Annotated in this window: 26 protein-coding genes; 15 read left to right on the top strand and 11 right to left on the bottom strand. The window is 68.4% G+C overall.

What is annotated here, in order from left to right:
• Positions 1-4: 4 nt before the first annotated feature.
• The 5 genes from H6G16_RS11055 (at position 5) to H6G16_RS11035 (ending at position 5,820) form a co-directional block, all read left to right on the top strand.
• Positions 5-1,177: a quinone-dependent dihydroorotate dehydrogenase gene (locus H6G16_RS11055; RefSeq protein WP_190390368.1), complete on the top strand. Its 1,173-nt coding sequence runs from the start codon at positions 5-7 to the stop codon at positions 1,175-1,177.
• Positions 1,178-1,338: 161 nt separating this feature from the next.
• The gene (locus H6G16_RS11050) at positions 1,339-2,118 is read left to right on the top strand and encodes a hypothetical protein (RefSeq protein ID WP_190390367.1); all 780 of its coding nucleotides are present in this window, start codon (positions 1,339-1,341) and stop codon (positions 2,116-2,118) included.
• Positions 2,115-2,840: a PilN domain-containing protein gene (locus H6G16_RS11045; protein WP_190390366.1), complete on the top strand. Its 726-nt coding sequence runs from the start codon at positions 2,115-2,117 to the stop codon at positions 2,838-2,840. Before H6G16_RS11050 ends, H6G16_RS11045 begins: the two co-directional genes overlap by 4 nt.
• Positions 2,837-3,553 (top strand): hypothetical protein, encoded by a 717-nt coding sequence (locus H6G16_RS11040; RefSeq protein WP_190390365.1) that lies wholly within the window; start codon positions 2,837-2,839, stop codon positions 3,551-3,553. Before H6G16_RS11045 ends, H6G16_RS11040 begins: the two co-directional genes overlap by 4 nt.
• Before the next feature lie 254 nt (positions 3,554-3,807).
• On the top strand, positions 3,808-5,820 hold the full coding sequence (locus tag H6G16_RS11035) for a hypothetical protein (protein WP_347238870.1): 2,013 nt from the start codon (positions 3,808-3,810) through the stop codon (positions 5,818-5,820).
• A gap of 92 nt (positions 5,821-5,912) precedes the next feature.
• Here the strand turns inward: H6G16_RS11035 and H6G16_RS11030 are convergent, their stop codons facing one another.
• Positions 5,913-6,143, bottom strand: a complete 231-nt coding sequence (locus H6G16_RS11030; RefSeq protein WP_190390364.1) for a hypothetical protein — start codon at positions 6,141-6,143, stop codon at positions 5,913-5,915.
• Between the two features lie 219 nt (positions 6,144-6,362).
• Here H6G16_RS11030 and H6G16_RS11025 point away from each other — a divergent pair, with 219 nt between their 5' ends.
• The gene (locus H6G16_RS11025) at positions 6,363-6,698 is read left to right on the top strand and encodes a RodZ domain-containing protein (RefSeq protein ID WP_190390363.1); all 336 of its coding nucleotides are present in this window, start codon (positions 6,363-6,365) and stop codon (positions 6,696-6,698) included.
• A gap of 16 nt (positions 6,699-6,714) precedes the next feature.
• Here the strand turns inward: H6G16_RS11025 and H6G16_RS11020 are convergent, their stop codons facing one another.
• The 4 genes from H6G16_RS11020 to H6G16_RS11005 are packed head-to-tail and all read right to left on the bottom strand — an operon-like array spanning position 6,715 to position 11,189.
• Positions 6,715-7,515 (bottom strand): pentapeptide repeat-containing protein, encoded by an 801-nt coding sequence (locus tag H6G16_RS11020; protein ID WP_190390362.1) that lies wholly within the window; start codon positions 7,513-7,515, stop codon positions 6,715-6,717.
• 35 nt (positions 7,516-7,550) lie between these two features.
• Positions 7,551-9,374 (bottom strand): transglutaminaseTgpA domain-containing protein, encoded by a 1,824-nt coding sequence (locus tag H6G16_RS11015; RefSeq protein ID WP_190390361.1) that lies wholly within the window; start codon positions 9,372-9,374, stop codon positions 7,551-7,553.
• Complete coding sequence (locus H6G16_RS11010; protein ID WP_190390360.1) at positions 9,371-10,345, bottom strand: hypothetical protein; 975 nt, start codon at positions 10,343-10,345, stop codon at positions 9,371-9,373. The genes H6G16_RS11015 and H6G16_RS11010 overlap by 4 nt, the downstream gene beginning before the upstream one ends.
• On the bottom strand, positions 10,305-11,189 hold the full coding sequence (locus H6G16_RS11005; protein ID WP_347238869.1) for a MoxR family ATPase: 885 nt from the start codon (positions 11,187-11,189) through the stop codon (positions 10,305-10,307). Before H6G16_RS11005 ends, H6G16_RS11010 begins: the two co-directional genes overlap by 41 nt.
• 69 nt (positions 11,190-11,258) lie before the next feature.
• Here H6G16_RS11005 and H6G16_RS11000 point away from each other — a divergent pair, with 69 nt between their 5' ends.
• Complete coding sequence (locus tag H6G16_RS11000; RefSeq protein ID WP_190390358.1) at positions 11,259-12,392, top strand: aminotransferase class I/II-fold pyridoxal phosphate-dependent enzyme; 1,134 nt, start codon at positions 11,259-11,261, stop codon at positions 12,390-12,392.
• On the opposite strand, the gene H6G16_RS10995 is transcribed toward H6G16_RS11000, so the two are convergent.
• The gene (locus H6G16_RS10995; protein WP_190390357.1) at positions 12,366-13,457 is read right to left on the bottom strand and encodes a UDP-N-acetylglucosamine--N-acetylmuramyl-(pentapeptide) pyrophosphoryl-undecaprenol N-acetylglucosamine transferase; all 1,092 of its coding nucleotides are present in this window, start codon (positions 13,455-13,457) and stop codon (positions 12,366-12,368) included. The genes H6G16_RS11000 and H6G16_RS10995 overlap by 27 nt on opposite strands.
• Before the next feature lie 63 nt (positions 13,458-13,520).
• Here H6G16_RS10995 and H6G16_RS10990 point away from each other — a divergent pair, with 63 nt between their 5' ends.
• Positions 13,521-14,297, top strand: a complete 777-nt coding sequence (locus tag H6G16_RS10990; protein WP_242036380.1) for a hypothetical protein — start codon at positions 13,521-13,523, stop codon at positions 14,295-14,297.
• Between the two features lie 14 nt (positions 14,298-14,311).
• Positions 14,312-14,773, top strand: a complete 462-nt coding sequence (locus H6G16_RS10985; protein ID WP_190390356.1) for a hypothetical protein — start codon at positions 14,312-14,314, stop codon at positions 14,771-14,773.
• Between the two features lie 50 nt (positions 14,774-14,823).
• Here the strand turns inward: H6G16_RS10985 and H6G16_RS10980 are convergent, their stop codons facing one another.
• The gene (locus H6G16_RS10980) at positions 14,824-16,029 is read right to left on the bottom strand and encodes a phosphoglycerate kinase (RefSeq protein ID WP_190390355.1); all 1,206 of its coding nucleotides are present in this window, start codon (positions 16,027-16,029) and stop codon (positions 14,824-14,826) included.
• Between the two features lie 164 nt (positions 16,030-16,193).
• On the opposite strand from H6G16_RS10980, the gene H6G16_RS10975 reads away from it, so the two are divergent.
• The 3 genes from H6G16_RS10975 to H6G16_RS10965 are packed head-to-tail and all read left to right on the top strand — an operon-like array spanning position 16,194 to position 18,418.
• Positions 16,194-16,568 (top strand): universal stress protein, encoded by a 375-nt coding sequence (locus H6G16_RS10975; protein ID WP_190390354.1) that lies wholly within the window; start codon positions 16,194-16,196, stop codon positions 16,566-16,568.
• Positions 16,569-17,474, top strand: a complete 906-nt coding sequence (ylqF, locus tag H6G16_RS10970; protein ID WP_190390353.1) for a ribosome biogenesis GTPase YlqF — start codon at positions 16,569-16,571, stop codon at positions 17,472-17,474. It abuts the gene before it with no gap.
• Entirely contained in the window at positions 17,471-18,418 is a 948-nt protein-coding gene (locus H6G16_RS10965) for an RluA family pseudouridine synthase (protein WP_190390352.1), read from the top strand. Before ylqF ends, H6G16_RS10965 begins: the two co-directional genes overlap by 4 nt.
• On the opposite strand, the gene H6G16_RS10960 is transcribed toward H6G16_RS10965, so the two are convergent.
• Positions 18,401-20,002 carry an ABC transporter ATP-binding protein gene (locus H6G16_RS10960; protein WP_190390351.1) on the bottom strand — a complete coding sequence of 534 codons (1,602 nt, stop codon included), beginning with the start codon at positions 20,000-20,002 and terminating at the stop codon, positions 18,401-18,403. The two genes, H6G16_RS10965 and H6G16_RS10960, sit on opposite strands and share 18 nt — an antisense overlap.
• A 52-nt stretch (positions 20,003-20,054) precedes the next feature.
• Here H6G16_RS10960 and H6G16_RS10955 point away from each other — a divergent pair, with 52 nt between their 5' ends.
• Positions 20,055-22,388 carry a bifunctional (p)ppGpp synthetase/guanosine-3',5'-bis(diphosphate) 3'-pyrophosphohydrolase gene (locus tag H6G16_RS10955; RefSeq protein WP_190390350.1) on the top strand — a complete coding sequence of 778 codons (2,334 nt, stop codon included), beginning with the start codon at positions 20,055-20,057 and terminating at the stop codon, positions 22,386-22,388.
• Here H6G16_RS10955 and H6G16_RS10950 read toward each other — a convergent pair.
• Positions 22,385-22,534 (bottom strand): hypothetical protein, encoded by a 150-nt coding sequence (locus tag H6G16_RS10950; RefSeq protein ID WP_190390349.1) that lies wholly within the window; start codon positions 22,532-22,534, stop codon positions 22,385-22,387. The two genes, H6G16_RS10955 and H6G16_RS10950, sit on opposite strands and share 4 nt — an antisense overlap.
• 148 nt (positions 22,535-22,682) lie before the next feature.
• Between H6G16_RS10950 and H6G16_RS10945 the strand changes: the two genes are divergently transcribed.
• Entirely contained in the window at positions 22,683-22,871 is a 189-nt protein-coding gene (locus H6G16_RS10945; RefSeq protein ID WP_190390348.1) for a hypothetical protein, read from the top strand.
• Here the strand turns inward: H6G16_RS10945 and H6G16_RS10940 are convergent, their stop codons facing one another.
• Positions 22,872-23,345, bottom strand: coding sequence for a DUF2062 domain-containing protein (locus H6G16_RS10940; RefSeq protein ID WP_190390347.1), 474 nt, complete (start codon positions 23,343-23,345; stop codon positions 22,872-22,874).
• On the opposite strand from H6G16_RS10940, the gene mnmE reads away from it, so the two are divergent.
• The gene (gene mnmE / locus H6G16_RS10935) at positions 23,344-24,738 is read left to right on the top strand and encodes a tRNA uridine-5-carboxymethylaminomethyl(34) synthesis GTPase MnmE (protein WP_190390346.1); all 1,395 of its coding nucleotides are present in this window, start codon (positions 23,344-23,346) and stop codon (positions 24,736-24,738) included. The two genes, H6G16_RS10940 and mnmE, sit on opposite strands and share 2 nt — an antisense overlap.
• Here the strand turns inward: mnmE and H6G16_RS10930 are convergent.
• Positions 24,671-26,299: an NCS2 family permease gene (locus H6G16_RS10930; protein ID WP_242036379.1), complete on the bottom strand. Its 1,629-nt coding sequence runs from the start codon at positions 26,297-26,299 to the stop codon at positions 24,671-24,673. The two genes, mnmE and H6G16_RS10930, sit on opposite strands and share 68 nt — an antisense overlap.
• Positions 26,300-26,320 lie beyond the last annotated feature (21 nt).

The following is a 26,320-nucleotide window of genomic DNA, read 5'->3' as shown; positions in this document are numbered from 1 at the left end:
GTTAATGGCGGAGACGGGCTCGGCAACCAGCACCGAGGCGCTCTACGGGCGGCTGGTGGGTCCGCTGCTGGGGCGGGACGACGGTGCCGATGCCGAGCAGCTCAGCCAGCTCACCCTCACGGCCCTGGCCCAGGCGTCGCTGCGCCGCCGCTGGCCCCTGGTGAGTGGGGCCCTGGCCGGCCTGGCGGCCGAGTTGCAGCGTCCCGATCCCCGGCTGGAGCAGACCCTGTTTGGCTGCCGCTTCCCCAATCCGGTGGGCCTGGCGGCTGGCTTCGACAAGAACGGTGTGGCGGCGGGAATCTGGCATTTGTTTGGCTTTGGCTTTGCCGAGCTCGGCACGGTCACCTGGCACGGCCAGCCGGGCAATCCCAAGCCGCGCCTGTTCCGCCTGGCGGCGGAGCGGGCGGCCCTCAACCGGATGGGTTTCAACAACGACGGAGCCCAGGCCCTGCGCCGCACCCTCGAGCGCCAGCAGCTGCCGGCTCCTGGCCGGCGCCCCGCCGTGCTTGGCATCAATCTCGGCAAATCGAAGATCACCTCCCTGGAGCTGGCCCCCGACGACTACGCCTCGTCCCTGGAGCTGCTGGCCCCCCTGGCCGACTACGCCGTGATCAACGTGAGCTCACCGAACACGCCCGGCCTGCGGGAGCTGCAGGAGGAAACCCTGCTGCGGCGCCTGGTGGAGCGGCTGCGGCGGTTGCCCGCCTGTCCGCCCTTGCTGGTGAAGATCGCCCCCGACCTGGAAGACGACGCGATCGATGCCATCGCCCGCATGGCCTACGAGGAGGGCCTGGCTGGGGTGATCGCTGTGAACACCAGCCTCAACCGTTTCGGCCTGGAGCAGCGACGCCTGAGTCAGACCGGCCGCACCTTGGGCGAGGAGGCCGGTGGCCTCAGTGGCGCCCCCCTGCGCTCTCGGGCCCTCGAGGTGTTGCGGCGGCTGCGGGCCACGGCCGGCCCCGCCTTGCCCCTGGTTGGGGTGGGCGGCGTCGACTCGGCGGAGAGTGCCTGGGAGCGGATCGCCGCTGGAGCCTCGCTGGTGCAGCTGTACACCGGCTGGATCTATGGAGGACCGGCCCTGGTGCCCCGCATTCTCGAGGGCCTGGGCAGCCAACTCGACCGCCATGGATTAGTCCACCTTGGTGAAGCTGTTGGTTCGGGACTGGCTTGGCGCTGAAATTTCGGTAAGTTTGCCTAAAGCAATGGATCAGACCTTTGGTACTGGCGGGAATCCAGGACAAATGGCGGCCCCTCCGTGCCCAGCTCTTCCCCACGGTGGTGATGATCGATCTGTCTGATCACCAAGTGATTGGACAGTCGGTGAAGAGGGGTAAGCCCGTGGAGCCGACGCTGCGTTACCCACGTCCGATCTGGACCGCCCCCATCCCGGCCCGGACGTGCCGCGATGGCACGCCGTACCTCCGGGATGCGGTGGGAGATTTTCTGGGCGATCTGCTGCTCGAACATGGGGGCATCGACGCCCAACTGGTGGTGTCCTTGCCGAGCTCGGCCTCCCATTGGCGTGTGGTGGATTGGCCCGACAGCCAGCAGCCAGTCGATTCGGTTGAAGAACTGCGGGATCTGAATCCGGATCTGGGCTGGCCCTTCTCCTTGGAGGCGGCCTATTTGAATATCCAGCCCCTGCCTGGCCGGCCCTCGAGTTCAATGGTGGTGGCGGCCGAGCGCTCGGTTGTTGAGGCCTGGGTGGAAGTGTTCGCCATTGCCGGTGGCACCTTGCAGCACCTGCTCCCGAACCAGGTGTGCCAAATGTTGGGGATCCAGGAGCAGTTGGAGGCCACTCCTGCCCACACCGTGGTGGCGTTGCTCCAACCCCTGGATCAGCGAACCAATCTGATTATCTGGAGGCAGGGCGTGCCTGAATTCGAGCGGATGTTGCCCGGCAACATGGCGGAGCTGATCCCCGCGTTGCAGCGGTGTCTGGAGTTTTATCGCAGTCAACTGGCGCCCCAGGCTTCCCTGCGGTTGTTGTTGGCCGAACCGCTTCAGGATCTTGAGTTGCTGGAGCAGGCCCTCGGCCTGGAAGCCGAGCTGATCGATCGGGATGGATTCGGTTCCCTCGCCCTGCAGGGGCTCTCGACCTTGGAGCTGGCCCAATGACCTCCACGCCGACCACGACTCCGTTCGACCTCCTGCGTGAAAAGCGCCAGGAGCTCAACCTTCCCGATCCCGTTGCGGTCTCCGTTCAAGGGCGCCAGCGGCTCGTTCAGGGTGTGGCGATCGGTGCCGCGTTGATCGGGGTCTCCCTTGGCGTTACCGCCTTGGTGTTCCTGCGCTCCATGATGGTGAACGCTGCGATCGAGCGTCTCAGCACGGTGGAGGCGGAGGTGCAGCTGTTTGAAACCCAGCTCACGGCAGCCAAAACCAAACTCCAGGGGATCGACAAGGCCAATGGAGACTTGGTGAAGGGCCTGATTGCGGTGCGCTCCGGTTCGGCGGTGTTGCGTGATCTCCAGACCCGTGTGCCGGAGGGGATTCAGCTCACCGCGGCCACCGAGGAGGGATCGGGCTATCGCCTCAAGGGCTCCTCTCGCGATCCCCAGGCCTTTGCCCGGATCAATGCCTTCCAGCTCCAGCTGAAGCGCTCACCCCTCGTTGATCCCAACGGAGTGACGATGGTCAAAGCGTCCCGCGGGGCCGATGTGGCCAGTTCGGGTCCGGCAACACAGGGACCGGTCGTGGGACCGGTTGATTTTGAAATCGTTGTGAATTTCCGCCCCCCGATCAGCCCTGCGGCTGAGAAACAAATTCTCAGTCAGCTCGGGGCTGAGGGCCTTGTTCGCCGCTTGGATCTCTTGCAGAAGGAGGGACTGCTCCAATGACCAATCTTCAGGACGCTGCGAACCCAAAGGCATCCCGACTGCAGCAGCGCTTGCTGTTCGGCGTTCCCATTGGCATTGGCGTTGTGGTGACGGGTTTGATTGTCGGTTTTGCCGCCGTTCCCCAGTGGATGCGGCTCCAAGCCGCTAGCGAACGGCTGGCCCAGTTGGAGGAACTTCAGGCCCGCATTCCCATGCTCCGGGCCCAAATCGCCAAGACTGCTCAAGCCCAGAGCAAGGCTGAACGCAATCAGGCCCAGCTCCTGCAAATGATTCAGGGCAGTGGCGAGCTGGCCACCTTCCTGGCCCAACTCGATCGGGAGGCCTCCCGTCTGGGCGTCCAGTTGGACCTGTATGAGCCGGTGGTGGCCCCGCCGCCGACGCCCGATGCGGCCAAGAAAGGGGAGGATGCCCCTCCTCCCCCTCCCAAAACTCCCCTGGAAGCAGCCGGTCTCCAGGCCCAGAAGGTGCTGATCACGGCCAAGGGCCCCTATCCCAATCTGCTGGCGTTCCTGCGGGCGACCGAGAAGCTCACGGTTTTGGTGACCCAGAGCAACTTGGCCCTTGCGGCAGTTGCCCTGCCCAGCGCCCCCCAGCCTGCGGCTGGTCAGCCTGCAGTGGCGCCGGCCGTCGCCAAGACGGAGTTGAAGTTGCAGTTCACTTACTATCGATCTGCTGCGGGTGTGACAGCTCCTCCATCGGCACCGAAGAACTAACAAACTCCAGACCAGCTCTGGCCTTGGAGAAACTCTTTCGGTAAGATCCGCCCAAAGTTGTGGCATTGACGTTGGGCAGGCATCTTTGGCAGCGATTTGCTACAGCCGCGGTGGCCACGGCCCTTCCGGCGTTTGCTCTGCTTGAGGCATCCAGCCAGGCGGCACCGCGTCAACCGGCTGCGGGCTCAGCTCCTGTCTCCAGCTCAACTGCGGGCTCGCCGTCCGTGGCAACCACTGGGCCCCTGCAGCTCCAGGTGCGCCGCCTCGGCAATGCTGTGGAGCTAGTGGTGGAAGGGGCCGGCCCGGCACCGGAGTTGCAGCAGTCCTCCAGGGCCAATGGTTGGCAGGGCCAACTCACCACGGCGAGGCCTTCAGGGCTGCGCTCTGGTCCCCAGCGGCTTTCCCTGCCGGAGCTCGGCTTCCAGTCCGTCAGCCTGGATGGTTCCGGGAGCACCTACAACCTGTCGGTGACCCCGATGCCAGGTGTGTCCATGGCTCGCCCGGTGGTGAGTGCCGACGGGGTGAATCTGATCCTCACCTTCCCCTCCTCTCCCCAGGCTTCGCTGCAGACCAACCGCTTGAATCTCAGCCAACCCGGAGCTGTTCCCCTGCCCACCTACGCCCCGCCACTCCAGGCCCGGGCGGTGGCCCCGCCGCTGGGGGACATGGCGGTGGGCACCATGACGCTGCGGAATCCTGGTTACGTCAACGTGAGTGGCCCGCCGGTCACCATGACCCTTAAGAATGCGCCGGCCAAAGATGCCCTGATGGCCCTAGCCCAGCTGGGCGGTTATGGATTTGTGTTTGTCGATGATGGAAACGCGACTGGCCAGGGGGCCGTTTCTTCTGCCCGAACTGTTTCGATTTCTTTTCGTGGAGAAACCTATTCACGAGCATTAAATTCCACCTTGCTGGCTGCAGGTTTGCAGGGCAAAAAAGAAGGCAATATGATTATTGCTGGTCCCAATGCTCTAACCAAGAGTTTTGGCGCTCAAATGTCAAAGGTTTATCGACTTAACCAGGTTGGGCCTAATGCAGCCGCTGACTATCTTGCCAACCTGGGCGCATCAGTTACGAAGACTAATACGATTACTACTTCAGTGACCCAAGGGGTATCCCAGGGTGAGGCTGTATCTTCTGGCGCCAACTCTCAAACGACCCAATCGCAAACTCAAACTACAGTTGAGGCCTATGGCGCATCAACTGGCCCTTTGGTAGGGCTCAGGGCGACTACAGATACTCGGCTGGGAACGATCACCTTGGTGGGTGACCCGGGAATTGTTCTTGTCGCAGAAGGGTACCTTAGGCAGCTTGATTTACGACAGCGCCAAGTGGCCCTTTCGGTCAAAATCCTGGATGTGAATCTAGATAATGATTCCACTATGGAAAATAGTTTTGCGATCCGTTGGGGCAATAACTTCATCGTCAATGATGGTGGCGAGTTGCTTGGTGCATTTGGTAATAACTTGCCACCAACATATAATCCTCTGACCGGCTTTTCCGCACAGTCGCCCAATCCTGGATTGGCCTATCCCAAAGATCAATTTTATGATTTTTTGAGGGCTCAGATTGTATCGCAAAGTACAAAATTGTTGGCGAGTCCTACTTTGATTCTCCAGGAAAACCCTGCAGAGCTGCGTTCCGAGGGTGGAGGTGGTAGTGGCGGTTCATCCACGGGAGCTCTTGATGATTACAGCATTGACTCGCCGATTGGTCGCAGGCGTGCCAATGAAGGCGTGGTCAGGGTTGGCACGAATGTTATCACCCAATATCAAGTTAATAATGCAGCCAATGCTTCTGGGGCAAGTAATATTATTACATGCGAGCCTACGCTTTCGACAGCAGGACTTGTGTTGGGAGCTCGAGTTGAAAAAATTGACGACAATGGTTTTGTGACATTTGCTTTGTCGCCTAGTGTTTCCGCTGTCACTGATCGAGAGCCAGTGCCTGGTTGTGGAAATATTGATATCTTAAGTATTCGCCGTCTTGATACTGGTGCTCTCCGCGTGCGTGACGGTCAAACCTTGATCATGACTGGTGTAATTTCTGATTTCGACCGAGCCGAGGTGAGTAAGTGGCCCATTCTTGGCGATATTCCTTTGATTGGTTCGCTGTTCCGCTCCAGCGGTAACCGTCGTGAAAAGCGTGAGCTGGTCATCATGGTGACCCCGAAGATTATCAATGATGTTGAAGGTGGTGTTTATGGCTATGGATACCAACCTTCGACTCCCCAAGCCCGAGAATTCATGGGTTCAGCTTCCTATTAATGCTGCTTGAGTGTCATTCTGCTTGACTGGAGTGCGCTTAGTTCTCCAATGAATACTTAGGCCCCGGTGCTTTCATGGCCGATCCAGAATCTTCATTGCCCGCAGAGGATTTTCTGCAGAGCCAACAGGCGATAGAGGATCTTGAGCGTCAAGTGGCGGAAGCTCAAGCTGAGCTGGAGCAATACCAAGGCCTGCTCAACGAACTGCCTGGCATTTACGAAGACAAATTTCGCCAGAAGGTCCGCAGTGTTGCTGAGGACATCCGCCATCTGCTCGATGAGCGCAAGGCCCTGCAAGAGCAGGTCTCCCGCGCCCTGGCGCAACCCAGGGTGCCTGAGGCCTTGCCTCCCGCCGCTGCAGTGCCCCCCGCTCCGGCCCCCAGAAGTTGGGCGGATGTGCGTTTGCCCCGCTTCCAGTCCCCTCCCAGCGACTCTCCGTCCCGTCGCCGCTCGCCCCGGTCAGGGATTGTGTTTCGGTTCCGATCCCTCAAGGCTCGCCAGAGGTCCGTTGCTCTTGGCGCCGGTTTGGTTCTGGTCTTGATAGTGCTGGGCCTGCCCCCACTGCTGAGTCGTCGCTCCCTGCCTGTGGTCGACCGCTCTCCCGTACCCACCGTTGGCCAGCGTCCGTCGCGGGCCATTCCTGCCACGCTTCGGCTGGAGGCCCGGGGTGGACAGAGCTGGGTGCGGGTGGAGCGGCTTGAGGGGGAAAAGGTGCTCGACACCATTCTGGAACCGGGACAAAGTAGGGAACTGGCCCTGGGTTCGGGGCTGAAGATTCGCTCTGGTCGGCCTGATTTGCTCTACGTGGCTGTGGGTACGAGTCGGCCCCAACCTCTCGGTGGCGTCAGTGACCTCGATTGGTATGAGTTTCGGCCGTAACCGTTGCCGGGGGGCTTCATAACCCCAGCGGGATCAGCCCTTTCATGGCGAGGGGTGCCAGGAACTGGAAAGCAGACAGCAGGCCTTCGAGAGCTTTGCTGCCGGCCCCATTGCCGCCCTCGCCGTTGGAGTCGGCACCCTTGGCCAGTTTTTCGGCGGCCTGTTTCAGTTGCTCGGCCTGGGCCACTTCACCCCCCTGGCTGTAGAGGCTGGCGGCGTAGGTGAAGTCGCTGGCGGCCAGTTGGGTTTTGCCCTGTTCGCTGCGGCAGATCCCCCTGGCCACCCAGCTGATCGCGGCGTTCGGGTCCTTGCGGATCGCATCCCCAAAGAGTTGTTCGGCTTCCGGATAGCGCCCCTGCTGGGCGGCCTCGGCCCCCGCGTTGTGCAGCTCGGCGTAGGTCAGCTGCATGGCGGCGATGCCGGTGGCCCGTTGCCAGTGGCTGCGCGAGAGGGCCCCAGGGTCCAGTAGGGCCCCGCTCAGATCCGCCTGGCGCAGATCGGTCCCGTCGAGGCGGGCGCCGCGTAGGTCGGCGCCCCGCAGCGAGGCGCCCGTGAGACTGGTGAAGCTCAGGTTGGCGCCGGAGAGCTGGGCCCCATCCAGGCGGGCCTGGGCCAAATTGGCGCGCTGCAGTTGGGCCTGGCGCAGATCCGCATCGCGTAGATCGGCATGCACAAGGTCGGCGTCCTGCAGCTTGCAGCCGCGGCAGTTGCGGGTGTCCAGCAGTTGGATCAGGTCGTTGGAACCGGCCCAGGTTGCCGGCATCGGCAGGCCAAGCCCCAGGGCCAGCAGGACGGCAGGCAGGACGCGCGTGGGCATGGCACTCTCCCTGAATTCACGGCTTATAGCGCGCTTTAGGGGCTGTGTTGCAGGGTGCGCAGGGCTGTTCGCCAGGCGGCCCAGTGCCGCGCTCGCGCCGTTGGGTTGAGGCGGGCAAAGCGCAGCAGCCCGTGGCATCGGCTCAGCTCCTGCAGGGCTTCCCTGCGCCCCGGCAGGCGTTCGCGCGCACGCAGGCACAGCTGCCCAAAGGTCTCCCCCGGAGCCGGCTCGATCCCCCAGCGCCGCAGGAGGCGGAGCACGGCGTGGAGATCCCGTTCCAGCCGGTCCCCCCGCTCCGGTGTCTGGAGCCACTGCAGCCAGCCGAGGCCTAGGGCCAGCAGGCCCCCCGCGCCCCCCAACAGCACCAGACCCAGGCCCTGGCGTTGATCACCAAACAACCGTCGCAGCAGGGCTTCCTGGCTGGCTTGGTCGAACCCCAGCCACCAGCGGTTCCAGGCCAGATCCAAGCCCCACCACTGCCATTGCAGCCATTGCATGCCCAGCCGCCAGCCCTCCAGCTTTGAGGAGCCTGCTGCTGCGCTACCGACCACCCCGACGGGGTTGGATGCGCTGGAGCCCACCCAGGCGCTGGGGTCGACCCGCTGCCAGCCCCGGTTGGGAAGCCACACCTCGCTCCAGGCATGGGCGTCGCTCTGGCGCAGGTCGAGGTAGGGCGTGCCTCCCAGCGGCTGCACCCAGCGGCCGCCCAGGTAGCCGCTCACCACCCGGGCCGGTACCCCCGCCGACCGCATCAGGGCCGTGAAGGCGCTGGCGTAGTGGCCGCAGAAGCCCTCCCGCCGTTCAAACAGGAACACGTCCAGGCCTCGGCGGGCTGGCAGGGCGCCGGGGGTGCGGCTGTAGCGAAAGGTGTGGCTTGTGAACCAGGCCTGGGCGGCGGCGAGTCGTTGCTCCGGCTGGGGCAGGGTGCGCCAGCTCTCCCCCAGGCTTTCCAGTTGCGGGTTGCTGCCTGCCGGCAGGCTCAGGTCCACCAGGGTGGGTGGCCGTTGCTGCCAGGCCTGGGGCCGGTCGACATCGCGCAGCAGGTAGGCCAGCCGTTCCCTGCCGGGCAGCTGACGCCGCAGTTCCCCGTTCCGGCTCACCCGCAGTTGGCTGGAACTGCCCTGGCCAGTGCCCGCCCAGGGCAGGGCATGGACGGGGCTGGGTTCCACCAGCCACACCTGACTGGGGCCGGCTTGATCAGCGGCGCTGCTGGGGGCGTTGGCGGGGGGAACAGTGGCCTTCGCCGGCTCGTCAAGGCGACTCCAGCGTCGGCCGTCGAAGCGCTCGTGCACGATCACCCGCCAATAGCGCCCTTGTGGGTCTGGGGGCGTGGCGCTGCTGAAGCTCACCCGGGCTGCCGGAGCCTCGTCGTTGGCCAGGCTGGCGATGCTGCCTGGGTCGAGGTCGGCGCTTAGGCCGGTGACGGCGGCGCCGGGGCCCCGCAGGCTGGGTGCTGTCCACAGCGGATCCAGCCGGGGCACGAGCAGGAACAGCAGCAGGGCCATCGGCAGGGCGGCCAGCAGCACCGCCAGGCTGCGGCGCAGCACGGCCCGCCAGCTCAGGCCCTCACCCACCTCGAGGGCCAGCAGGCCCGCCAGGGCCAGTCCGGTGCCCAGCAGCTGCAGAACGCTGGGCAGCAGCTCGGGCTGCTGGGCCCCCTGGACCCCGCAGCCGATCAGGGTGAGCAGGCTCACCAGTCGCCGTTCCTGCACGCTGCGGGCTTCGGCCAGCTTTAGGGCTGCCAGCAGCAGCAGTCCGGCCGAGAGCCAGCCCAGGGGGGAGCCGTAATCCAGGCCGGGCAGGCCTGCGGCCAGCACCGCCAAACCCAGGATCTGCAGCCAGCGGGCGGAGCGGCTCATGGGGTGCCGTGGGTGGCCAGGGCCAGCAGGCAGCGATCCCGGTGGTCCGGCCCGGTGGCTGGTGCCAGGTGGGTGGCGCCCAGGTCCAGGCCGAAGGCTTCGCCGGCCTGGCTGCGGCGCCAGATCTCGGCACTGAGATGCTCCAGCGCCCGCTCCAGCGGCACCCCGGGCGCGGGGCTGAGTCGGGCCGCCGGAGGGCTGTCATTGGCGAACACTTTGGTCTGTTTCCCCCGGCCCTGGGCCAGGACGGTCCAGGCCATCCGGCCCAGGCCGTCCTCCGGGCGGTGCGGCCGCAGATCGTGCCAGGACGCACTGCCCTGTTGGTGGGGAGTGGCGGCCACTTGGCTGTCCTCGCTGCCCGACGGCCCGGGGGCTGCGGCCACGGGGCCCGGCCGTCGAGCCGGGTAGACGGGCTGGGGAAGGGGGGGCTCCCACAGGCCCCAGCAGCGGAACAGCCCCAGCGGTGCCGTGGTTTGGATCCGCAGCGGTCCCGGGGTCTGCAGGCCCCGACGCGGGCTGTGCCAGGTGACGGTCAACACCGCTTCGCCTCCGTTCAGGCGTTGCGGTGGTGGGGGCGGTTGCCGCTGCTGCCCCAGCTGCACGGCGTCGCGGCTGCCGCGGCTCTGCACCAGCAGCCGATAGGCGAGGGGCTCGCCGGCGAATCCCCCCGCGGGGGGCAGGGCCTGGAGGGTGAGCCCCTGCAGGTTGAAGTGGGTGAGGTGCAGGGCCAGCAGCCACAGGCCCAACATCAGGAAGCTCAGCAGTAGGGGGCCGTTGCGCTGGCTCTGGATCGCCACCAGTTGCAGCAGGCCACTGCCCGCCAGCCAGAGCCAGCCGAAGCGGGTGGGGAGGATGTAGAGGTTGCGCAGCCCAAGCCGCAGCCGCTCGCCCCGCTGGGGTTTAACCCACCGCTCCAGCTCCAGCTGCAGGTCAGCGAAGCCCATCCACTCCGGCCAGCAGGGCAGCGGCATCCCGCTGCAGGCGATGGTCGGCCACGGCCGGCAGCACGGCCTGCACGTCGGCCGGGGTGACATGGTCCCGTCCCTCCAGCAGCGACCAGGCCCGCGCCGCGGCCACCAACCCCTGACAGGCCCGCGGCGACAGGCCCGGACCTGGCTGGTCGGCCCGGCGGCTGAAGGCGGCCAGGTCGAGCACGTAGTCGAGTAGGGCAGTGGAGCAATGCTGGGTGGCGGCCTGCCGCTGCAGCTCCAGCAGGCCGGTGGCGTCGCAGAAGGGCTCCAGGCTGGCGGGGGGGAGGGCTGCGCCGCCTAGGAGCGCGCGCTCGGCCTCCCGGTTGGGGAAGCCCAGGCTGAGCCGCATCAGGAAGCGATCCAGCTGGGATTCCGGCAGGGGCGCCGTGCCCACCTGGTCGATGCCGTTCTGGGTGGCGATCACCAGGAAGGGCTGGGGCAGGGGGTGGCTCACCCCGTCCACGCTCACCCGCCCCGCCGCCATCGCCTCCAGCAGGGCGCTCTGGGTGCGGGGGCTGGCCCGGTTGATCTCATCGGCCAGCAGCACCTGGCTGAACAGGGGGCCGGGTTGGAAGTGGAACCGGGTGTTGGCGGCGTCGAACACATTGATGCCGGTGAGATCCGCCGGCAGCAGGTCGCTGGTGAAGCTCACCCGCTTGAAGCTGAGCCCGAATCCCCGGGCCAGGGCTTCAGCCAGGGTGGTTTTGCCCATGCCGGGCAGATCTTCGATCAGCAGGTGGCCCCGGGCCAGCAGGCAGGCCAGGGCCAGCTGCACGGCCTGCTCCTTGCCCAGCAGCACCCGGCCGATGGCGGTGATCAGCGGTTGCAGCGGTCGGCTGGCCACGGGGCCCGATCGGGGAAGCCTGATTGTGGCGGGCTCGCCCCCTGGTGTGCCGGCTCCTAGGTTGCGGCCATGACGACGGGCCCGTTCGAGCGCCATGGCGGCAACCTGGCTGCCACCGCGGCACGGCTGGGTTGTCGGCCCTCCCAGCTGCTGGATGCCAGCGCGTCCCTGGTGCCCTTCGGACCGCCCTGGGCCGTGCGCAGGGCGCTGCTGGGGGCGGCCCTGGGCGGGGCCGCCGGGTCGTTGCGGGCCTACCCCGATCGGGAGTACCGCGCCCTGCGCATGGCCCTGGCCCAGGGCCATCCGTGTGAGGGTCTGGGGCCCGACTGGTTGCTGCCGGGCAACGGGGCGGCGGAGTTGTTCACCTGGGCGGCCCGGGATGGGGCCGCGGCCGGATTGAGCGTGCTGCCCCAGCCGGGCTTTGCCGACTATCCCCGGGCCCTGGCCTGCTGGGGCGGGGCCTGGCGGCCCCAGCGCCTCCCGCTCCAGGCCGGTGGGACACCCCAGGCCTTCCCCGATCCCCCTGCCGGGGCCGTGCTCTGGCTCACCAACCCCCACAACCCCACAGGCGCCCTATGGAGCCGGGCCTCCCTGGAGCCGCTGCTGGAGCGCTTTGCCCTGGTGATCGCCGATGAGGCCTTCCTGCCGCTGGTGCCCGGTGGAGAGCGGCAGTCGTTGATCCCCCTGGTTCCCCACCACCCCAACCTGGTGGTGATCCGCAGCCTCACCAAGTTGTGGTCGATTGCCGGGCTCCGGCTGGGGTACGCCCTGGGCCATCCCGAGCGACTGGAGCGCTGGGCCCGTTGGCGGGATCCCTGGCCTGTCAATGGCCTGGCGGTGGCGGTGGCCGAGGCCCTGCTGGCCGACCCCGCCTGTTCGCGGCGCTGGACAGCCCGGGTGCAGGGCTGGGTGGCGCGGGAGGGGCCCTGGCTCACCGCCCAGTTGGCGGCCCTGCCGGGGCTCACGCCCCTGCCGTCGGCGGCCAATTACCTGTTGGTGCGTGGTGAGGCGTCCCTGCAGCCGCTGCGGGAGCGCCTGGAGCGCCGCCACCGGATCCTGCTGCGAGACTGCCGCTCCTTCGACGGGCTGGGGGAGCCCTGGCTGCGTATCGGCTACCAGGGCCGCGCTGGCAACCGGCGTCTCCTCAGGGCCCTGGGCCAGGAGTTGGCCCAGGGCTTACCCCGCTTCGGGAGCGAGGCTTGAGCCGCTGAGCAGGGCCGCCACCCGCCGATCGGCCTCCCGTACCGCCAGCGCTTCCATGGCGGCGGCCATCGCCACCAGGGGATCCCGGACCGCCCGCGCACCCCGCAGCCGCGGCCCCAGCAGGCGCCAGAGGGCCTGCTCCAGCGCCGGCTCGCCGGGCAGGTGTTGCCACACGATCACGGCGGCCCCCAGTTCCGCGGCGGCGGCGGCGTTGGCATCCTGGTGGCGGTCGGCGGCGGCCGGGTAGGGCACCAGGATGGCGGGGGTGCGGCACACGGCCAGCTCGCTGAGGGCGCCGGCACCGCTGCGGCTGATGGCCAGATCGGCGTGCTGCAGCAGGCTCGGGATCTCGTCGCTGAACGGCCGCTCCACCACCCCTTCCGGCAGGGTCTGGCCGCTCTCGGGGTCGTTGCTGCCGGTGAGGTGCACCACCCGCACGCCCGCCGCCGAGAGCCGAGCCAGCAGGGGGCGCACCATCCGGTTGAGCCCCACGGCCCCCTGGCTGCCGCCCATCACCAGCAGCAGCGGTCCCGGCCCCGCCGGCACCCAGGTGGGCAGGGGGGCAGGCCGTAGGAACGCCTGCCGCACCGGTGTGCCCGTGACCACCGGCCGGCAGCGGGGCAGGCGGGCAGCGGCCTGGGGGAGCCCCACCGCCACCCGGGTGCAGCAGCGGCCGAGCAGGCGGGTGACCTTGCCTGGCACGGCATTGCTCTCGTGCAGCACCACCGGCACGCCCGACCAGCGGGCCGCCAGGATCGCGGGAGCGGCGATGTAGCCGCCGCTGGTGAAGACGGCGTGGATCTGTTCGCGGCGGATCAGCCGCCGCACCGAGCGGGTGGCCTGCAGCAGCTGCAGCAGGTTGAGCAGCTGGCGCAGGCCCCGCCCCTGCAGGCCTCCGGCCCGCACGGTGTGGAGGGGATAGCGACTGGGCACCAGTTGGGTTTCCAGGCGGTCGGGCACCCCCAGCCACTGCACGCTCCAGCCGGAGGGCATGGCATCGGCCACAGCCAAGGCGGGGAACAGGTGGCCGCCGGTGCCGCTGGCAGCGATCAGGAGCCTGGGCATGGGCGAGGGGTTCGGCCGGATGGCTGGAGCGCGCCTAACTTAAAAGCGGTTTCCGCCGCTGCGATGCCGCGCCTTCAGCCCTTGCGTCGGGTCCTGCCCGGCTGCCGTGATCGAATCCTGGAGGTGGCGGCGGGTTTCGCCCTAGCGGCGGTTGGCTTGCCAGCGCTGGCGGCAGCCCCCACAGCAGTTCAGCTCCAGGCCCTGGAGGCAGCCCTCAACGGCACTGGTGCGCTGGCGGGGGTGTTGGAGAACGGTCCGGGCCTCGACGTCACCCTGGTGGAACTGCGCCGCCGCAGTTTGTTGCGCCAATTCCCCGATGCCCGTTGGCAGATCAGCCCCGGAGCGCCCCTGCGGGATGGCCGCAGCACGGTGCAGTTGCAGGTGAGCGGCACCCGGGACGATGGCCCCACCCGCTACCGGCTTGAGGCCCAGCAGCAACTGGTGCTCACGAGTAGTGGTGGCCTGATCAATGGCCAGACCGTGGTGCGCGAGCAGTCCTTGCTGCGCAGTGGCGAAGCCGATCTACCGGTGAGCCTGCTGATTCCGGATGCGGTGCTCACGGGCCAGCGCTACGACGTCGACGTGCTGTTCGATGAGCCCCTCGAGGGGGCCGTGGCGGCCGGGGGCCTGGTGGCTCTCACCGGCCAGCAGGTCAACGCCCTGGAGAGTCCCGATCTGCAGCTGGGCGCCCTGGGCGGGGGGGGGCTGTTCAAGTCGGTGCAGGCCCCTTACACCCCCGGGACCCAGACCTGGGCCGTGTTGCTTGTGCATCCCAAGGGCATCGTCAGTGCCACCAAGCGGGTGCTGGTGGTGGCCGATAAGGCCCAGCTCAATCCCTGATCCCCCCTCTCGCCATGGTCCCCAGTTTTTGGAGCCGTTGTCTCCCATCCAGCTCTGGTCTTCTGGCCGGTGCTCTGGTGTTGCTCTGCGGTGGGCCGCTGCTGGCCCAGACCCAGCCCCTGCAGCAGAAGCCGCTCCAGCAGCAGTGGCGCAACCCGGAGCGTCGCGAGGTGATGCAGCGCCAGCAGGCTGAAGCGATGAGTCGCCTCAGTGCCAGCCAGCGCAAACAGTATTTCGCGGCCCGCCGCGACCTGGAGCAGCGCAGCGCCCGTGAGCGGCTGGAGCAGCTCAGCCAGGCCGAACGCTGCATCGTGCCGGCCCGGGACCTGGCCGCCGTGGAGCGCTGCCAACGCACCCAGCTGCAACAGACCATGCAGCAGCGCCGTCAGCAGATGGCGGATCTGGTGGAGCTGCAGCGCCGCTTTGGCCTGCCGGGCGGGACCATGGGGCCCCGCCTGCCCCACCAGGGGGTCTGAGCCCCCTGGTGGCTCTGATCAGAGCAGGCTCCGATCAGGCTTGACCCCAATCAGGCTTCATCCAGGGCGGCCACGCCGGGCAGCACCTTGCCTTCCAGCAGCTCCAGGCTGGCGCCGCCGCCGGTGGAGATGTGGGACATCTGGTCGGCCACGCCCACCTTCTCCACGGCTGCCACGGAGTCGCCGCCGCCGATGATTGTGATGGTGCCCTTGGCGCTGAGGGCGGCCAGGGTGTGGGCGATGCCGTTGGTGCCGGCCGCAAACTTGTCGAACTCGAACACGCCCATGGGGCCGTTCCAGATCACGGTCTGACAGTCGGCCAGGGCCTCCTGGAACACCTTCAGGGAATCGGGGCCGATGTCCAGGCCCATCCAGCCGTCGGGAATGGCCTCAATCTTGGCGATCTGGCTGTTGGCGTCGGGGGCGAAGTTGTCGGCCAGCACCACGTCGGTGGGCAGCAGGAACTGCACACCTTTGGCGGCTGCCTTGGCCTCGAGTTCCTTGGCCAGCTCCAGCTTGTCCTCTTCCACCAGGCTCTTGCCCACCGAGAGGCCGCGGGCCTTGTAGAAGGTGAAGATCATGCCGCCGCCGATCAGGATCTTGTCGCACTTGTCGATCAGGGCCTCGAGCACGCCGATCTTGGAGCTCACCTTGGAGCCGCCCACGATCGCCGCCAGCGGACGCTTGGGGGCATCGATGGCGCCCTGCAGGTAGGCCAGCTCCTTCTCCATCAGGTGGCCCGCCACATTGGGGCTGAGGAACTTGGTGACCCCCTCGGTGGAGGCGTGGGCGCGGTGGGCCGCCCCAAAGGCGTCGTTCACGTACACCTCGGCCAGGGCGGCGAGCTGCTTGGCGAACTCGGCTTCGTTCTTCTCTTCTTCGGCGAAGAAACGCACGTTTTCGAGCAGCACCACACCGCCGTCTTCCAGGGCGGCCACCTTGGCCTCGGCATCGGGGCCGATGCAGCTGTCGGTCTTGGTCACGGGCACACCCAGCAGGTCGCTGAGGCGGGCGGCCACCTGGGTGAGGCGCATGCCCTCGTTCACCTGGCCCTTGGGACGACCGAAGTGGGCTGCCAGGATCACCCGGGCGCCGTTGTCGCGCAGGTGGGCGATGGTGGGCAGGGCGGCCCGGATGCGGGTGTCATCGGTGATGGCACCGGCATCGTCGAGCGGTACGTTGAAGTCAACCCGCACCAACACACGCTTGCCGCGCAGTTCGGCACTGCCGAGGCTGGCCAGGGATCGCTTCGCCATGGGAGGTATGGGAGATACGGAAATGCGGGGGGAGATTAGCCCCCGCGGCTCCGGCTGCCCCCCACCTTCGGATTTCCCCCAATCCGTCCTGCTGGCCGGATCCCGGATGGACCCCCAGACTGAACTTCCAGCCCCCCCTCGGCCCTGCCTGCGGTCCTTGCTCCATGTTTGACACCGTTCTCTTCCCCATTGACCGGAGCCGCCAGGCGATGGACACGGCGGCGGTGGCGTTGAAACTGGCCCAGCAGCACGCCAGCAGGCTGGTGCTGCTGTCAGTGGTGGAGCCCGGTGAGGACGATCCCACCGCCGTGGCGGAGCTGCTGCAGCAGGCCCGAACCCGCTTTGAAGAGGCTGGTGTGAGCTGTCAGGTGATCGAGCGGGAGGGCAAGCCCGCCTTTGTGATCGGCGATGTGGCTGACGAGATCAATGCCGATGTGATCGTGATGGGCACCCGCGGCATCGCCATCGAGAGCGACCAGCAGAGCACCGCCGCCCGCGTGATCCAGCTGGCGCCCTGTCCGGTGCTGGTGGTGCCCTAGGTGACCCAGCTCAGCGTCAATGCCCCGGCGATTCAGTGGTACCCCGGCCACATCGCCAAGGCGGAGAAGGCCCTCAACGCCAACCTGGCCAAGGTGGATCTGGTGATTGAGGTGCGGGATGCCCGCATTCCCCTGGCCACCTCCCACCCCCGCTTGCAGCGCTGGATCAGCGGTAAGCAGCACCTGCTCGTGCTCAACCGGGTGGACATGATTCCGCCGCCGGTGCGGCAGGCCTGGACGGCCTGGTTCCGGGCCCAGGAGCAGACCTGCTGGTGGTGCGATGCCAAGGCGGGCACCGGTGTGAAACAGCTGCAGCAGGCGGCCATCCGGGCCGGGGAAGCCCTCAACGCCCGGCGGGCCGGGCGGGGCATGAAGCCGCGGCCGGTGCGGGCCCTGATGCTCGGGTTTCCCAACGTGGGCAAATCCGCCCTGATCAACCGGCTGGTGCGCCAGAAGGTGGTGGACAGTGCCCGCCGTGCCGGCGTCACCCGCAGCCTGCGCTGGGTGCGCTTGGGCCAGGACCTCGACCTGCTCGACGCTCCCGGCGTGCTGCCGCCGCGCCTGGACGACCAGCAGTCCGCCCTGCGGCTGGCCCTCTGCGATGACATCGGCCAGGCGGCCTACGACAACGAGGCCGCGGCCCTGGCCTTCCTGCAGCTGCTCAGCCTGCTGGAGGCCCAGCCCGCCGCCGGGGTGGCACCCGGGCTGCTGGAGAAGCGCTACGGCATTCCCCTCGGCGCCCTGGGTGGCGGCGGCCCTGACGTGGAGGGCTGGTTGGCGGCGGCCGCCGATCGCCACACCAGCGGCGACAGCCTGCGCATGGCCACCAAGGTGCTCGACGATTTTCGCTGCGCCCGCCTGGGGGCCATTGCCCTGGAATTGCCTGCCCTCGCGCTGCCCTCATGAGTGGCTTCGGAGCAGGTGAGGGGGAGCTGCTGACGCTCACCTACCCCAAGCCGTTGCCGATGCGGCTGGACCGTTGGCTGGTGAGCCAGCGACCGGAGCAGAGCCGCGCCCGCATCCAGAAGTTCATTGATGCCGGCTACGTGCGGGTGAATGGGGCCACCGGCCGGGCCAAGACGCCCCTGCGATCGGGCGATGTGGTGGAGCTGTGGATGCCGCCGCCGGAGCCGCTGCCCTACCTGGTGGCCCAGCCGATGCCGCTGGATGTGCTCTTCGAAGACGCCCACCTGATCGTGCTCAACAAGCCGGCTGGCCTCACCGTGCATCCGGCTCCGGGCAACAGGGACGGCACCCTGGTGAATGGCCTGTTGCACCATTGCCCCGACCTGCCCGGCATCGGCGGCGAGCTGCGGCCGGGGATTGTGCACCGGCTCGACAAGGACACGACGGGGTGCATCGTCGTGGCTAAGAGCCAGGAGGCCCTGGTGAAGCTGCAGGTGCAGATTCAGAAGCGGATCGCCTCGCGCCAGTATCTGGCGGTGGTGCACGGCCAGCCGGCGGCCGACTCCGGCACGATCGTGGGCGCGATCGGTCGCCACCCGGCTGACCGCAAGAAATACGCCGTGGTGCAGGACGACAGCGGCCGCCACGCCTGCACCCACTGGCGCCTGATCGAGCGGTTGGGGGACTACGCCCTGCTGCGCTTCAAGCTCGACACCGGCCGCACCCACCAGATCCGGGTGCACTGCGCCCACATGGGCCATCCGATCGTGGGCGACCCGGTGTATTCCCGCTGCCGCAAGCTGCCGATCGAGCTGCCTGGCCAGGCCCTACATGCGGTGCAGCTGGGCCTCGATCACCCAATCAGCCGTGAGCGCCTGGTGTGCGAGGCCCCCCTGCCGGAGGTGTTTGAGCGGTTGCTGGAGGTGTTACGCCGGCGCCGGTAGCCGCGGGCAGGCCTCCACCAGCTTGCGGGTGATCGCGGCCTGGGGATCGCGCAGCAGCCGGGCGCCGGGGCCCTCCTCCACGATCGTTCCGCCCTCCAGCACGATCACCCGGTGGCAGAAGCCACTGGCCACCGAGAGGTCGTGGGTGACGAACAGGATGCCCAGCCCCAGCCGCTCCTGCAGCTGGCGCAACAGGGCCAGCACGTCGGCCTGCACCTCCGCATCCAGCATGCTGACGCTCTCGTCGCAGAGCAGCACCCTGGGCTCGAGCACCAGGGCCCGGGCGATGGCCACCCGTTGCTGCTGGCCGCCCGAGAGCTGGCGGGGCCGGCGGTTTTCGAAGGCCTCCGGGGGGGTCAGTCCCACGGCGGTTAGAAGCTCCCGCGCCCGCTGGCGGGCCTGGGGGCGGCTGGCCAGGCCGTGGACCAGCAGGGGATCGGCAATCGCTTCCCCCACGACCATCTGGGGGTTGAGGCAGGCCAGGGGGTCTTGAAACACCATCTGGATGCCGCGTCGGGCCTGCCGCAATGCCCGGCCGCGCAGGCTGAGCAGGTTGCGGCCCTCCAGGCGCACGCTGCCGCCCCGCACCGGTGCCAGGCCCATCAGGGCCCGGCAGAGGGTGCTTTTGCCGCAGCCCGAGGCCCCCACCAGGCCAATGGTTTCGCCCTGCTGAAGCCGCAGGCTGACGCCGTCCACGGCCTTCAGCCAGCGGGACTGCCAGGGCAGGGACGGCAGGGGGTGCCAGCTGCGCAGGCCCTCCAGTTCCAGCAGGGCTGGGGCCGGGGCCGGTGCGGGGCTTTCGGCTCCCTCCCGCTCCCGCGCCTTGGCCACCAGCCGCTGGGCCAGGGGGGAGGCCGGGGCGGTGAGCAGCTGTTGGGCAGGGGCCTGTTCAATCAGGTGGCCCTGGTCGAGGACGGCGATCTGGTCACACCAACGGCCCGCCATGGCCAGGTCGTGGCTGATCAGCAGCAGGGCGCTGCCCGCTTCGCGGCAGAGGTCGGTGAGTTCCGCCATCACCTGACCGGCTACCGCCACATCCAGGCTGGTGGTGGGTTCGTCGGCGATCACCAAGGGCGGCCTGAGGGCCATGGCCAAAGCGATGGCCAGGCGTTGGCGCATGCCACCGCTGAATTCGTGGGGGTAGCTGCCATAGCGCTTCGGGTTGATCCCCACCCGCTCCAGCAGCTCCGAGGCGCGCTGGCGCACCTGGCGTCGCTGCCACTGGGGCCGGTGGGCCGCCAGGGTGTCGCCCAGGTGATCGCCGATGGTGAGCAGGGGATTCAGCCGGGTCATGGGGTCCTGGAACACCAGGCCCACCGCTTCGCCGCGCAGCTGGCGCAGGGCCGACCGCCCCAGCCGGCTGGGGTCCTGCCCGGCCAGCAGCAGCCCTCCGCTGCACTGGCTGCCGGGGGGCAGCAGCTGCAGCACGGCCCGGGCCACGGTGCTCTTGCCGCAGCCGGAGGGACCCACCAGGGCCAGCCGTTCGCCCGGACTGAGCTGGACGCTCAACCCCTCCAGGGTGGGGCGCTCCGCACCGGGATAGCGCACCATCAGGTTGGTGATCGAAAGCACAGGGCTGGTCATGGCCCCCAGCTTGGCGGCTGCTGCATACGATGGAGCAACTCCGCAGGGTGGAATGCTCAGGGCGGTTCCCGATCTGGATGCAACCGCCGGGGCTGTTTCAGTCGCGGAGCCTCCAGCTGCCCCCCAGCGTCGGCCGATTCGCACCCCCGCCGATTACGGCGTGCCCCTGCCCGAGTGGCTGCAGCGCTGCATCGAGCACGTGCCACCGGGGGACGGGGAGAGTTGCCCCACCGATTCCGAGGCCCTACTGGCCTCAGCCTTCGATTTCGCCTACCAGCTCCACGAGGGCCAGTTCCGGGCCAGCGGTGAGCCTTACATCATCCATCCGGTTGCCGTCGCCGACCTGCTGCGCGACATCGGCGCCAGCGCCGGCGTGATTGCGGCCGGCTTCCTCCACGACGTGGTGGAGGACACCGAGGTCACCGCGGAGGAGATCGAGCAGCACTTCGGCGCCGAGGTGCGGGCCCTGGTGGAGGGGGTGACCAAGCTCGGCGGCATCCACTTCACCAACCACACCGAGGCCCAGGCCGAAAACCTGCGCCGCATGTTCCTGGCCATGGCCAGCGACATCCGCGTCGTGTTGGTGAAGCTGGCGGACCGCCTGCACAACATGCGCACCCTCGGCGCCCTCAAGCCCGAAAAGCAGCTGCGCATTGCCCGGGAAACCCGGGAGATCTACGCCCCCCTGGCCAACCGCCTCGGCATTGGCCGGCTCAAGTGGGAGCTGGAGGATCTGGCCTTCAAGATCCTCGAGCCCGAGGCCTACCGGGATGTGCAGCAGCAGGTGGCCACCAAGCGCAGCGAGCGTGAGGAGCGGCTGGGGGTCACGGTGCAGCTGCTGCGCGACCGGCTGGCGGCGGTGGGGCTGGACAACTGCGAGGTGAGCGGCCGGCCCAAGCACCTCTATGGCATCTGGAGCAAGATGCAGCGCCAGCAGAAGGCCTTCCACGAGATCTTCGACGTGGCCGCCCTGCGGATCCTCTGCCCCAACCTCGAGAGCTGCTACCGGGCCCTGGCGGTGGTGCACGACACCTTCCGGCCGATCCCCGGCCGCTTCAAGGACTACATCGGTCTGCCCAAGCCCAACGGCTACCAGTCGCTGCACACCGCCGTGATTGGCCGCCACAGGCCGATTGAGGTGCAGATCCGCACCACCGACATGCACCAGGTGGCGGAGTACGGCATCGCCGCCCACTGGAAGTACAAGGAGGGTGGTTCACCGGCCGCGTCCGGTGCCGATGCGGAGCGCTTCAACTGGCTGCGGCAGCTGGTCGACTGGCAGAAGGACGACGGCGGCACCGACAGCAGCGATTTCCTGCGTTCGATCAAGGAGGACCTCTTCGACGAGGAGGTGTTCGTCTTCACGCCCAACGGCGATGTGGTGGGGCTGCGCAAGGGCTCCACGGCCGTGGACTTCGCCTATCGGATCCACTCGGAGGTGGGCAACCACTGCCAGGGCGTGCGCATCAACGATCGCCTCTGTCCCCTGGCCACCCCCCTGCAGAACGGCGACTTCGTGCAGGTGATCACCGCCAAGACGGCCCACCCGAGCCTCGACTGGCTCAACTTCGTGGCCACCCCCACGGCCCGCAACCGCATCCGCCATTGGTACAAGACGAGCCACCGCGAGGAGAACATCCTGCGGGGCACCGAATTGCTGGAGCGGGAGCTGGGGCGCGATGGCTTTGATGCCCTGCTCAATGGCCAGGCCATGGCCAAGGTGGCCCGTCGCTGCAACCTCACCGGTACCGAAGACCTGCTGGCCTCCTTGGGCTTCGGCGGCGTCACCCTGCACCAGGTGCTCAACCGCCTACGGGAAGAGCTGCGCTTGGCCAGTGCGGCCGCGGCACCGGTGCTCAGCAACGAGCAGCTGGCCGCCAGTGTGTCGGCGACCCGCGGTGCCCAGGCGGAGACCCAGGCCGCTTCCGCGGCGGGGGGCAGTCCGATCCTGGGGCTCGAGGGGCTCGACTACCGGTTGGGGGGCTGTTGCAGCCCCCTGCCAGGGGAGCCGATCCTGGGGGCGGTGGCCCTGGGCAACCACGGCATCACGATCCACCGTCAGGACTGCACCAACGTGGCCCAGGTGCCGGCTGAGCGGCGCCTGCCGGTGCGCTGGAATCCGGCGGTGGAAGCCCGGCCGCGCCGCTACCCGGTGCAGCTGCGCATCGAGGTGCTGGACCGGGTGGGGGTGCTCAAGGACATCCTCACCCGCCTCTCGGATCACCGCATCAACGTCAGCGATGCCCGGGTGCGCACCAATCCCGGCAAGCCCGCCCGCATCGATCTGCGGGTGGAGCTCGAGAGTGCCGGCCAGCTCACCAGCACCATGAACCAGATCCGCTCCATGGCGGATGTGCTCGACATCGCCCGCACGGGTATTGGCTAAGGCAGGGTGAAGCCCGAGGTGTTGAGGTGCTTGAGGTCGAGCATCACCAGGGTGAGCCACACCAGCAGGGCCAAGCCGCCGATCGAGCCCAGCACCAGCAGCAGTCCGGACAGTGCCGACCGGGAGGAATCCTTGCCGTCAGCCACGGGGACCTGTTGATGGTGTCTGATCCTCTCACTCCTGGTCGCCGCTATTGCGTGAGGGTCTCACCACAGGCCCCTGCCACCGTGACGATGGCTACGGCGGCCGGCCCAGGGCCCACCTACAACCGGCCCATCTTCCGCGTGCCATGCCATGACCTCCGAGCAGGCGGCCCAGCTGGTCGATGAGACCCTCGACCTGGTCCATCAGCGCCTCCAGGCCCTCCAGGCCCAGTGCCTCCCCCGGGAGCAACATGCCCTGGCCGAGGAGTTCCGGGAGTGGCGACACCCGGAGGGCGGCCACATCGACCTGATGGTGTTCCCAGGCCTGGCGAATCCCTGATCAACCCTGGCGTTTGCCGCGCCGGTGTTCCCGCTCCAGCCAGTGCCAGTACAGCCAGCCTCCCAGCACGGCGCAGGCCACCCCCACCACGGTTGACCCCAGCAGCAGGCGGCTGACCAAGCCCCCGCCGCTGTGCCAGATGCGGCCAGCCTGCAGGTCGTCGAGGCCGGGCCAGCCCGCCCCAGGCCCGATCAGCCAGCAGCCCAGTTGGTAGTTGAACCAATACAGCGGCAGGGAAGTGAAGGGATTGCTCACCCAGGTGCCGGCCGCCGCCAGCAGGTGGTTGCCCCGCACCACCGACGCCAGGGCCACGCTGAGCAGCATCTGCAGGCCGAAGAAGGGATAGCAGCCACAGAACAGGCCGGCGGCCAGCCCCCGGGCCCGCTGGCCGTGGCTGCCCTCCTGGTGCCACAGCCAGCCCAGCAGGCGCCGCAGTCGGCGGCCCAGGGCGGTGTGGGGCTGAAATGGGGACATGCGTGTAGACGATTCCCAGACCACGGACACCATTGCGGCGATTGCCACGGCCGTGGCGCCGGGCGAAGGCAGTGTGGCGATCGTAAGGATCTCCGGCCCGGAGGCGGAGGGGATCGGCCGGCAGCTGTTTGCGGCGCCTGGCCAGCAGGTGTGGGAGACCCACCGGGTGCTCTACGGCCACGTGGTGGACCCCGCCTCTGGGGAACGGGTGGATGAGGCCCTGCTGCTGCTGATGCGGGCGCCGCGCAGCTTCACCCGCGAAACCGTGGTGGAGCTGCACTGCCACGGCGGACTGGTGGCGGTGCAGCGGGTGCTGGAGCTGGTGCTGGCGGCCGGGGCCCGCCGCGCCCTGCCGGGGGAATTCAGCCAGCGGGCCTTCCTCAACGGCCGGCTCGACCTCACCCGGGCCGAGGCGATCAGCGAGATGATCACGGCCCGCAGCCGCCGAGCGGCCCAGCTGGCCATGGCCGGCATCGACGGGGGCCTGCAGCAGCGCATCGGCACCCTGCGGGAGCGCCTGCTGGATCAGCTGGCGGAACTGGAGGCCCGGGTGGATTTCGAGGAGGATCTGCCAGCCCTCGATGCCGCGGCGGTGGTGGCGGAGCTGGACGCGGTGCGGGCGGCCCTGCAGCAGCTGGTGGCCGAGGCCCGGCAGGGGGAGCTGCTGCGCCATGGGCTGCGGGTGGCGATCGTGGGGCGCCCCAACGTGGGCAAATCAAGCCTGCTCAACCTGCTCAGCCAGCGGCAGAAGGCGATCGTGACCGACCTGCCCGGCACCACCCGCGACCTGCTCGAAAGTGAGCTGGTGCTCGATGGGGTGCCGCTCACCCTGCTGGATACGGCCGGCATCCGCCCCACCAGCGATCGGGTGGAGCAGCTGGGGATCGCCCGCTCCCGCGAGGCCCTGGCTGCGGCCGATGCGGTGCTGCTGCTGTTTGATCTCAGCGCGGGCTGGACTCCCGAGGACGCGGCCCTGCGCGCGTTGGCGCCGGAGGGTGCCGTGCTGCTGGTGGCGGGCAACAAGGCCGATGCCGCCGCGCTGCCCGTGGGCCTGGTGCCGCCCGACGATGGGGCGCGGGCGCCGGCGGATGTGAGCTTCAGCGCGGTCAGTGGCGCCGGCCGGGATGAGCTGGTGGCCGAGCTGCTGCGCCGCTGCGGCGCCGGCTCCCTGGAGGGCGTGCAGGTGGCCCTCAACGCCCGCCAGCGGGATCTGGCCGGTGCGGCGGCGGTGAGCCTGGAGGCATCGCTCGAGGCGGCGGCCCAGCAGCTGCCCTGGGATTTCTGGACGATCGACCTGCGGACCGCTGTGCGCTGTCTCGGCGAGATCACTGGCGCGGAGGTGAGCGAAGCGGTGCTGGATCGGGTGTTTTCGCGGTTTTGTATCGGCAAGTAGGCAGCTGGCCCCAGCGCGCGGCCAGGAACACCAGGGCCATCACGGCGTAGCCGAGGGCCCAGCTGCGGCCCACCCCCCAGCCCAGCTGCAGCACGGTGTCGGCACTGGTGAACTGCCAGGCGTGGATCACGCCAAACCAGGCCAGCACGGCCGCGATGCCGGCGCATGCCGCGGCCGCCAGCAAGCGGGCCTCGATCACGTACACGAGCATCCCGGCCAGCAGCATCGCCGTGATGATCTGGCCCTGTTCCAGGGCGAAGGCGCCGGCTGCCCATACATCCGCCTGGGCCAGGGGCGCCAGCAGCTGGGGGCCAAAGGGGTTGGCTGCGGTGCCGCTGCCACCAGCCCGCAGCCCTGCCTTGAGCATCAGGGCTCCCCAGCCGGCCAGCCCCGGCAGCAGGCCCAGGGCCACGGCCGGGGCATGGCGCGGGGGCGTGGCCTGGAAGGCCTGGGCGGCGATCACCAGGCCGATGTAAAGCACGATCGCCATGCCCGCTTCGATCGGCACCAGCTGGCCGATCACCCCGAACAGGCCCAGCAGGCATGCGGCGGCCATCACCACGCCGTTGAGCCAGGAGTAGCCGATGCGGGCGCCCATCGCCTTCCAGCCCGGATGGCCGATGTAGATCGTGGTGGGGAAGCAGGAGCCGAGGGTGGCGGCAGCCAGGGTGCCGATGCCATTGATCAGCATGGAGCTGCGCACCGGGTAGCGATCCCCCGCCGCCTCGGCGCTCTCCAGGTTCTGGAGGGAGCCGATCACGTTGAACAGCCCCATCGGCACGATCACCCCCAGCCAGGGCCCCAGTTGGCCCCGGGCCTGCCAGAGCTCCGCCAGCTGCAGCTGGGGCAGATGCAGCCCAATCAGGCCGGTGCTGCCCTGCCAGCTCCCCGGATCCAGGTCGATCAGGCCATTGGCCCAGGCCAGGGCCATGCCCAGCAGCACGGCCACCAGACCAGCGGGCACCGGCCAGCGCACCGGTGCGTAGTAGCCCACCAGAATCACGGCCAGCACCGCCAAACCCACCACCGGTTGGGCGTAGGTGCGCAGCAGGAACCCCAGGGCGATGTAGCCCAGGGCAATGCCCGCCAGGGTGGAGAGCAGGGCGGCCCGGGGCAGCCAGCGCTGCAAGGCGTTGCCGATGAAGGCACCGGAACACTCGATCAGGCCCGAGCCCAGGCAGGCGATCAGGCCGGCCTGCCAGGACAGGGTCACGGCCTCAGCCTCGCCCAGTCCCTGGCCCAGGGCGGTCAGCTTCACCGGCAGCATCACCAGGAACACGTAGGCGAACAGGCTCACCGTGTTGATGCCGTAGGGCAGGGCCGTGCGGTCGTCGCGCCCCTCCCGCAGGTCGAGTTGAAAGGCCTGGCGGGCATAGGCCAGGTTGCCCACCACCAGGCTGATGCCGGTGGCCGGCAGGATGGTGCCAAAGATCAGGCTGTCGGGGTAGCCGAGCACGCCCCGGCACAGGGCCACGATCAACAGGATCTGGATCAGGTTGTCGAGCCCCAGGCCGAGGAAGCCGTCGAGGTCACCGCTTGTCCACCAGCGGGGTTGGGTCATGCCGGTCGTCCGGATCAGCGG

Source organism: Cyanobium sp. FACHB-13342, assembly GCF_014697415.1.
Lineage (GTDB): Bacteria > Cyanobacteriota > Cyanobacteriia > PCC-6307 > Cyanobiaceae > Cyanobium_A.
This window is presented reverse-complemented; position numbering and strand designations above follow the sequence as displayed.

Bases quoted from the DNA above. Each gene is read 5' to 3' on its own strand.
- H6G16_RS10965 (WP_190390352.1), top strand. From the start codon at position 17,471: ATGAGTGGCTTCGGAGCAGGTGAGGGGGAGCTGCTGACGCTCACCTAC.
- H6G16_RS11040 (WP_190390365.1), top strand. From the start codon at position 2,837: ATGACCAATCTTCAGGACGCTGCGAACCCAAAGGCATCCCGACTGCAG.
- H6G16_RS10975 (WP_190390354.1), top strand. From the start codon at position 16,194: ATGTTTGACACCGTTCTCTTCCCCATTGACCGGAGCCGCCAGGCGATG.
- H6G16_RS10940 (WP_190390347.1), bottom strand. From the start codon at position 23,345: ATGTCCCCATTTCAGCCCCACACCGCCCTGGGCCGCCGACTGCGGCGC.
- H6G16_RS11045 (WP_190390366.1), top strand. From the start codon at position 2,115: ATGACCTCCACGCCGACCACGACTCCGTTCGACCTCCTGCGTGAAAAG.
- H6G16_RS11000 (WP_190390358.1), top strand. From the start codon at position 11,259: ATGACGACGGGCCCGTTCGAGCGCCATGGCGGCAACCTGGCTGCCACC.
- H6G16_RS10995 (WP_190390357.1), bottom strand. From the start codon at position 13,457: ATGCCCAGGCTCCTGATCGCTGCCAGCGGCACCGGCGGCCACCTGTTC.
- mnmE (WP_190390346.1), top strand. From the start codon at position 23,344: ATGCGTGTAGACGATTCCCAGACCACGGACACCATTGCGGCGATTGCC.
- H6G16_RS10955 (WP_190390350.1), top strand. From the start codon at position 20,055: ATGCTCAGGGCGGTTCCCGATCTGGATGCAACCGCCGGGGCTGTTTCA.
- H6G16_RS10960 (WP_190390351.1), bottom strand. From the start codon at position 20,002: ATGACCAGCCCTGTGCTTTCGATCACCAACCTGATGGTGCGCTATCCC.
- H6G16_RS10930 (WP_242036379.1), bottom strand. From the start codon at position 26,299: ATGACCCAACCCCGCTGGTGGACAAGCGGTGACCTCGACGGCTTCCTC.
- H6G16_RS10945 (WP_190390348.1), top strand. From the start codon at position 22,683: ATGACCTCCGAGCAGGCGGCCCAGCTGGTCGATGAGACCCTCGACCTG.
- H6G16_RS10990 (WP_242036380.1), top strand. From the start codon at position 13,521: ATGCCGCGCCTTCAGCCCTTGCGTCGGGTCCTGCCCGGCTGCCGTGAT.
- H6G16_RS11055 (WP_190390368.1), top strand. From the start codon at position 5: ATGGCGGAGACGGGCTCGGCAACCAGCACCGAGGCGCTCTACGGGCGG.
- H6G16_RS11015 (WP_190390361.1), bottom strand. From the start codon at position 9,374: ATGAGCCGCTCCGCCCGCTGGCTGCAGATCCTGGGTTTGGCGGTGCTG.
- H6G16_RS10980 (WP_190390355.1), bottom strand. From the start codon at position 16,029: ATGGCGAAGCGATCCCTGGCCAGCCTCGGCAGTGCCGAACTGCGCGGC.
- H6G16_RS11010 (WP_190390360.1), bottom strand. From the start codon at position 10,345: ATGCCGCTGCCCTGCTGGCCGGAGTGGATGGGCTTCGCTGACCTGCAG.
- H6G16_RS11020 (WP_190390362.1), bottom strand. From the start codon at position 7,515: ATGCCCACGCGCGTCCTGCCTGCCGTCCTGCTGGCCCTGGGGCTTGGC.
- H6G16_RS10985 (WP_190390356.1), top strand. From the start codon at position 14,312: ATGGTCCCCAGTTTTTGGAGCCGTTGTCTCCCATCCAGCTCTGGTCTT.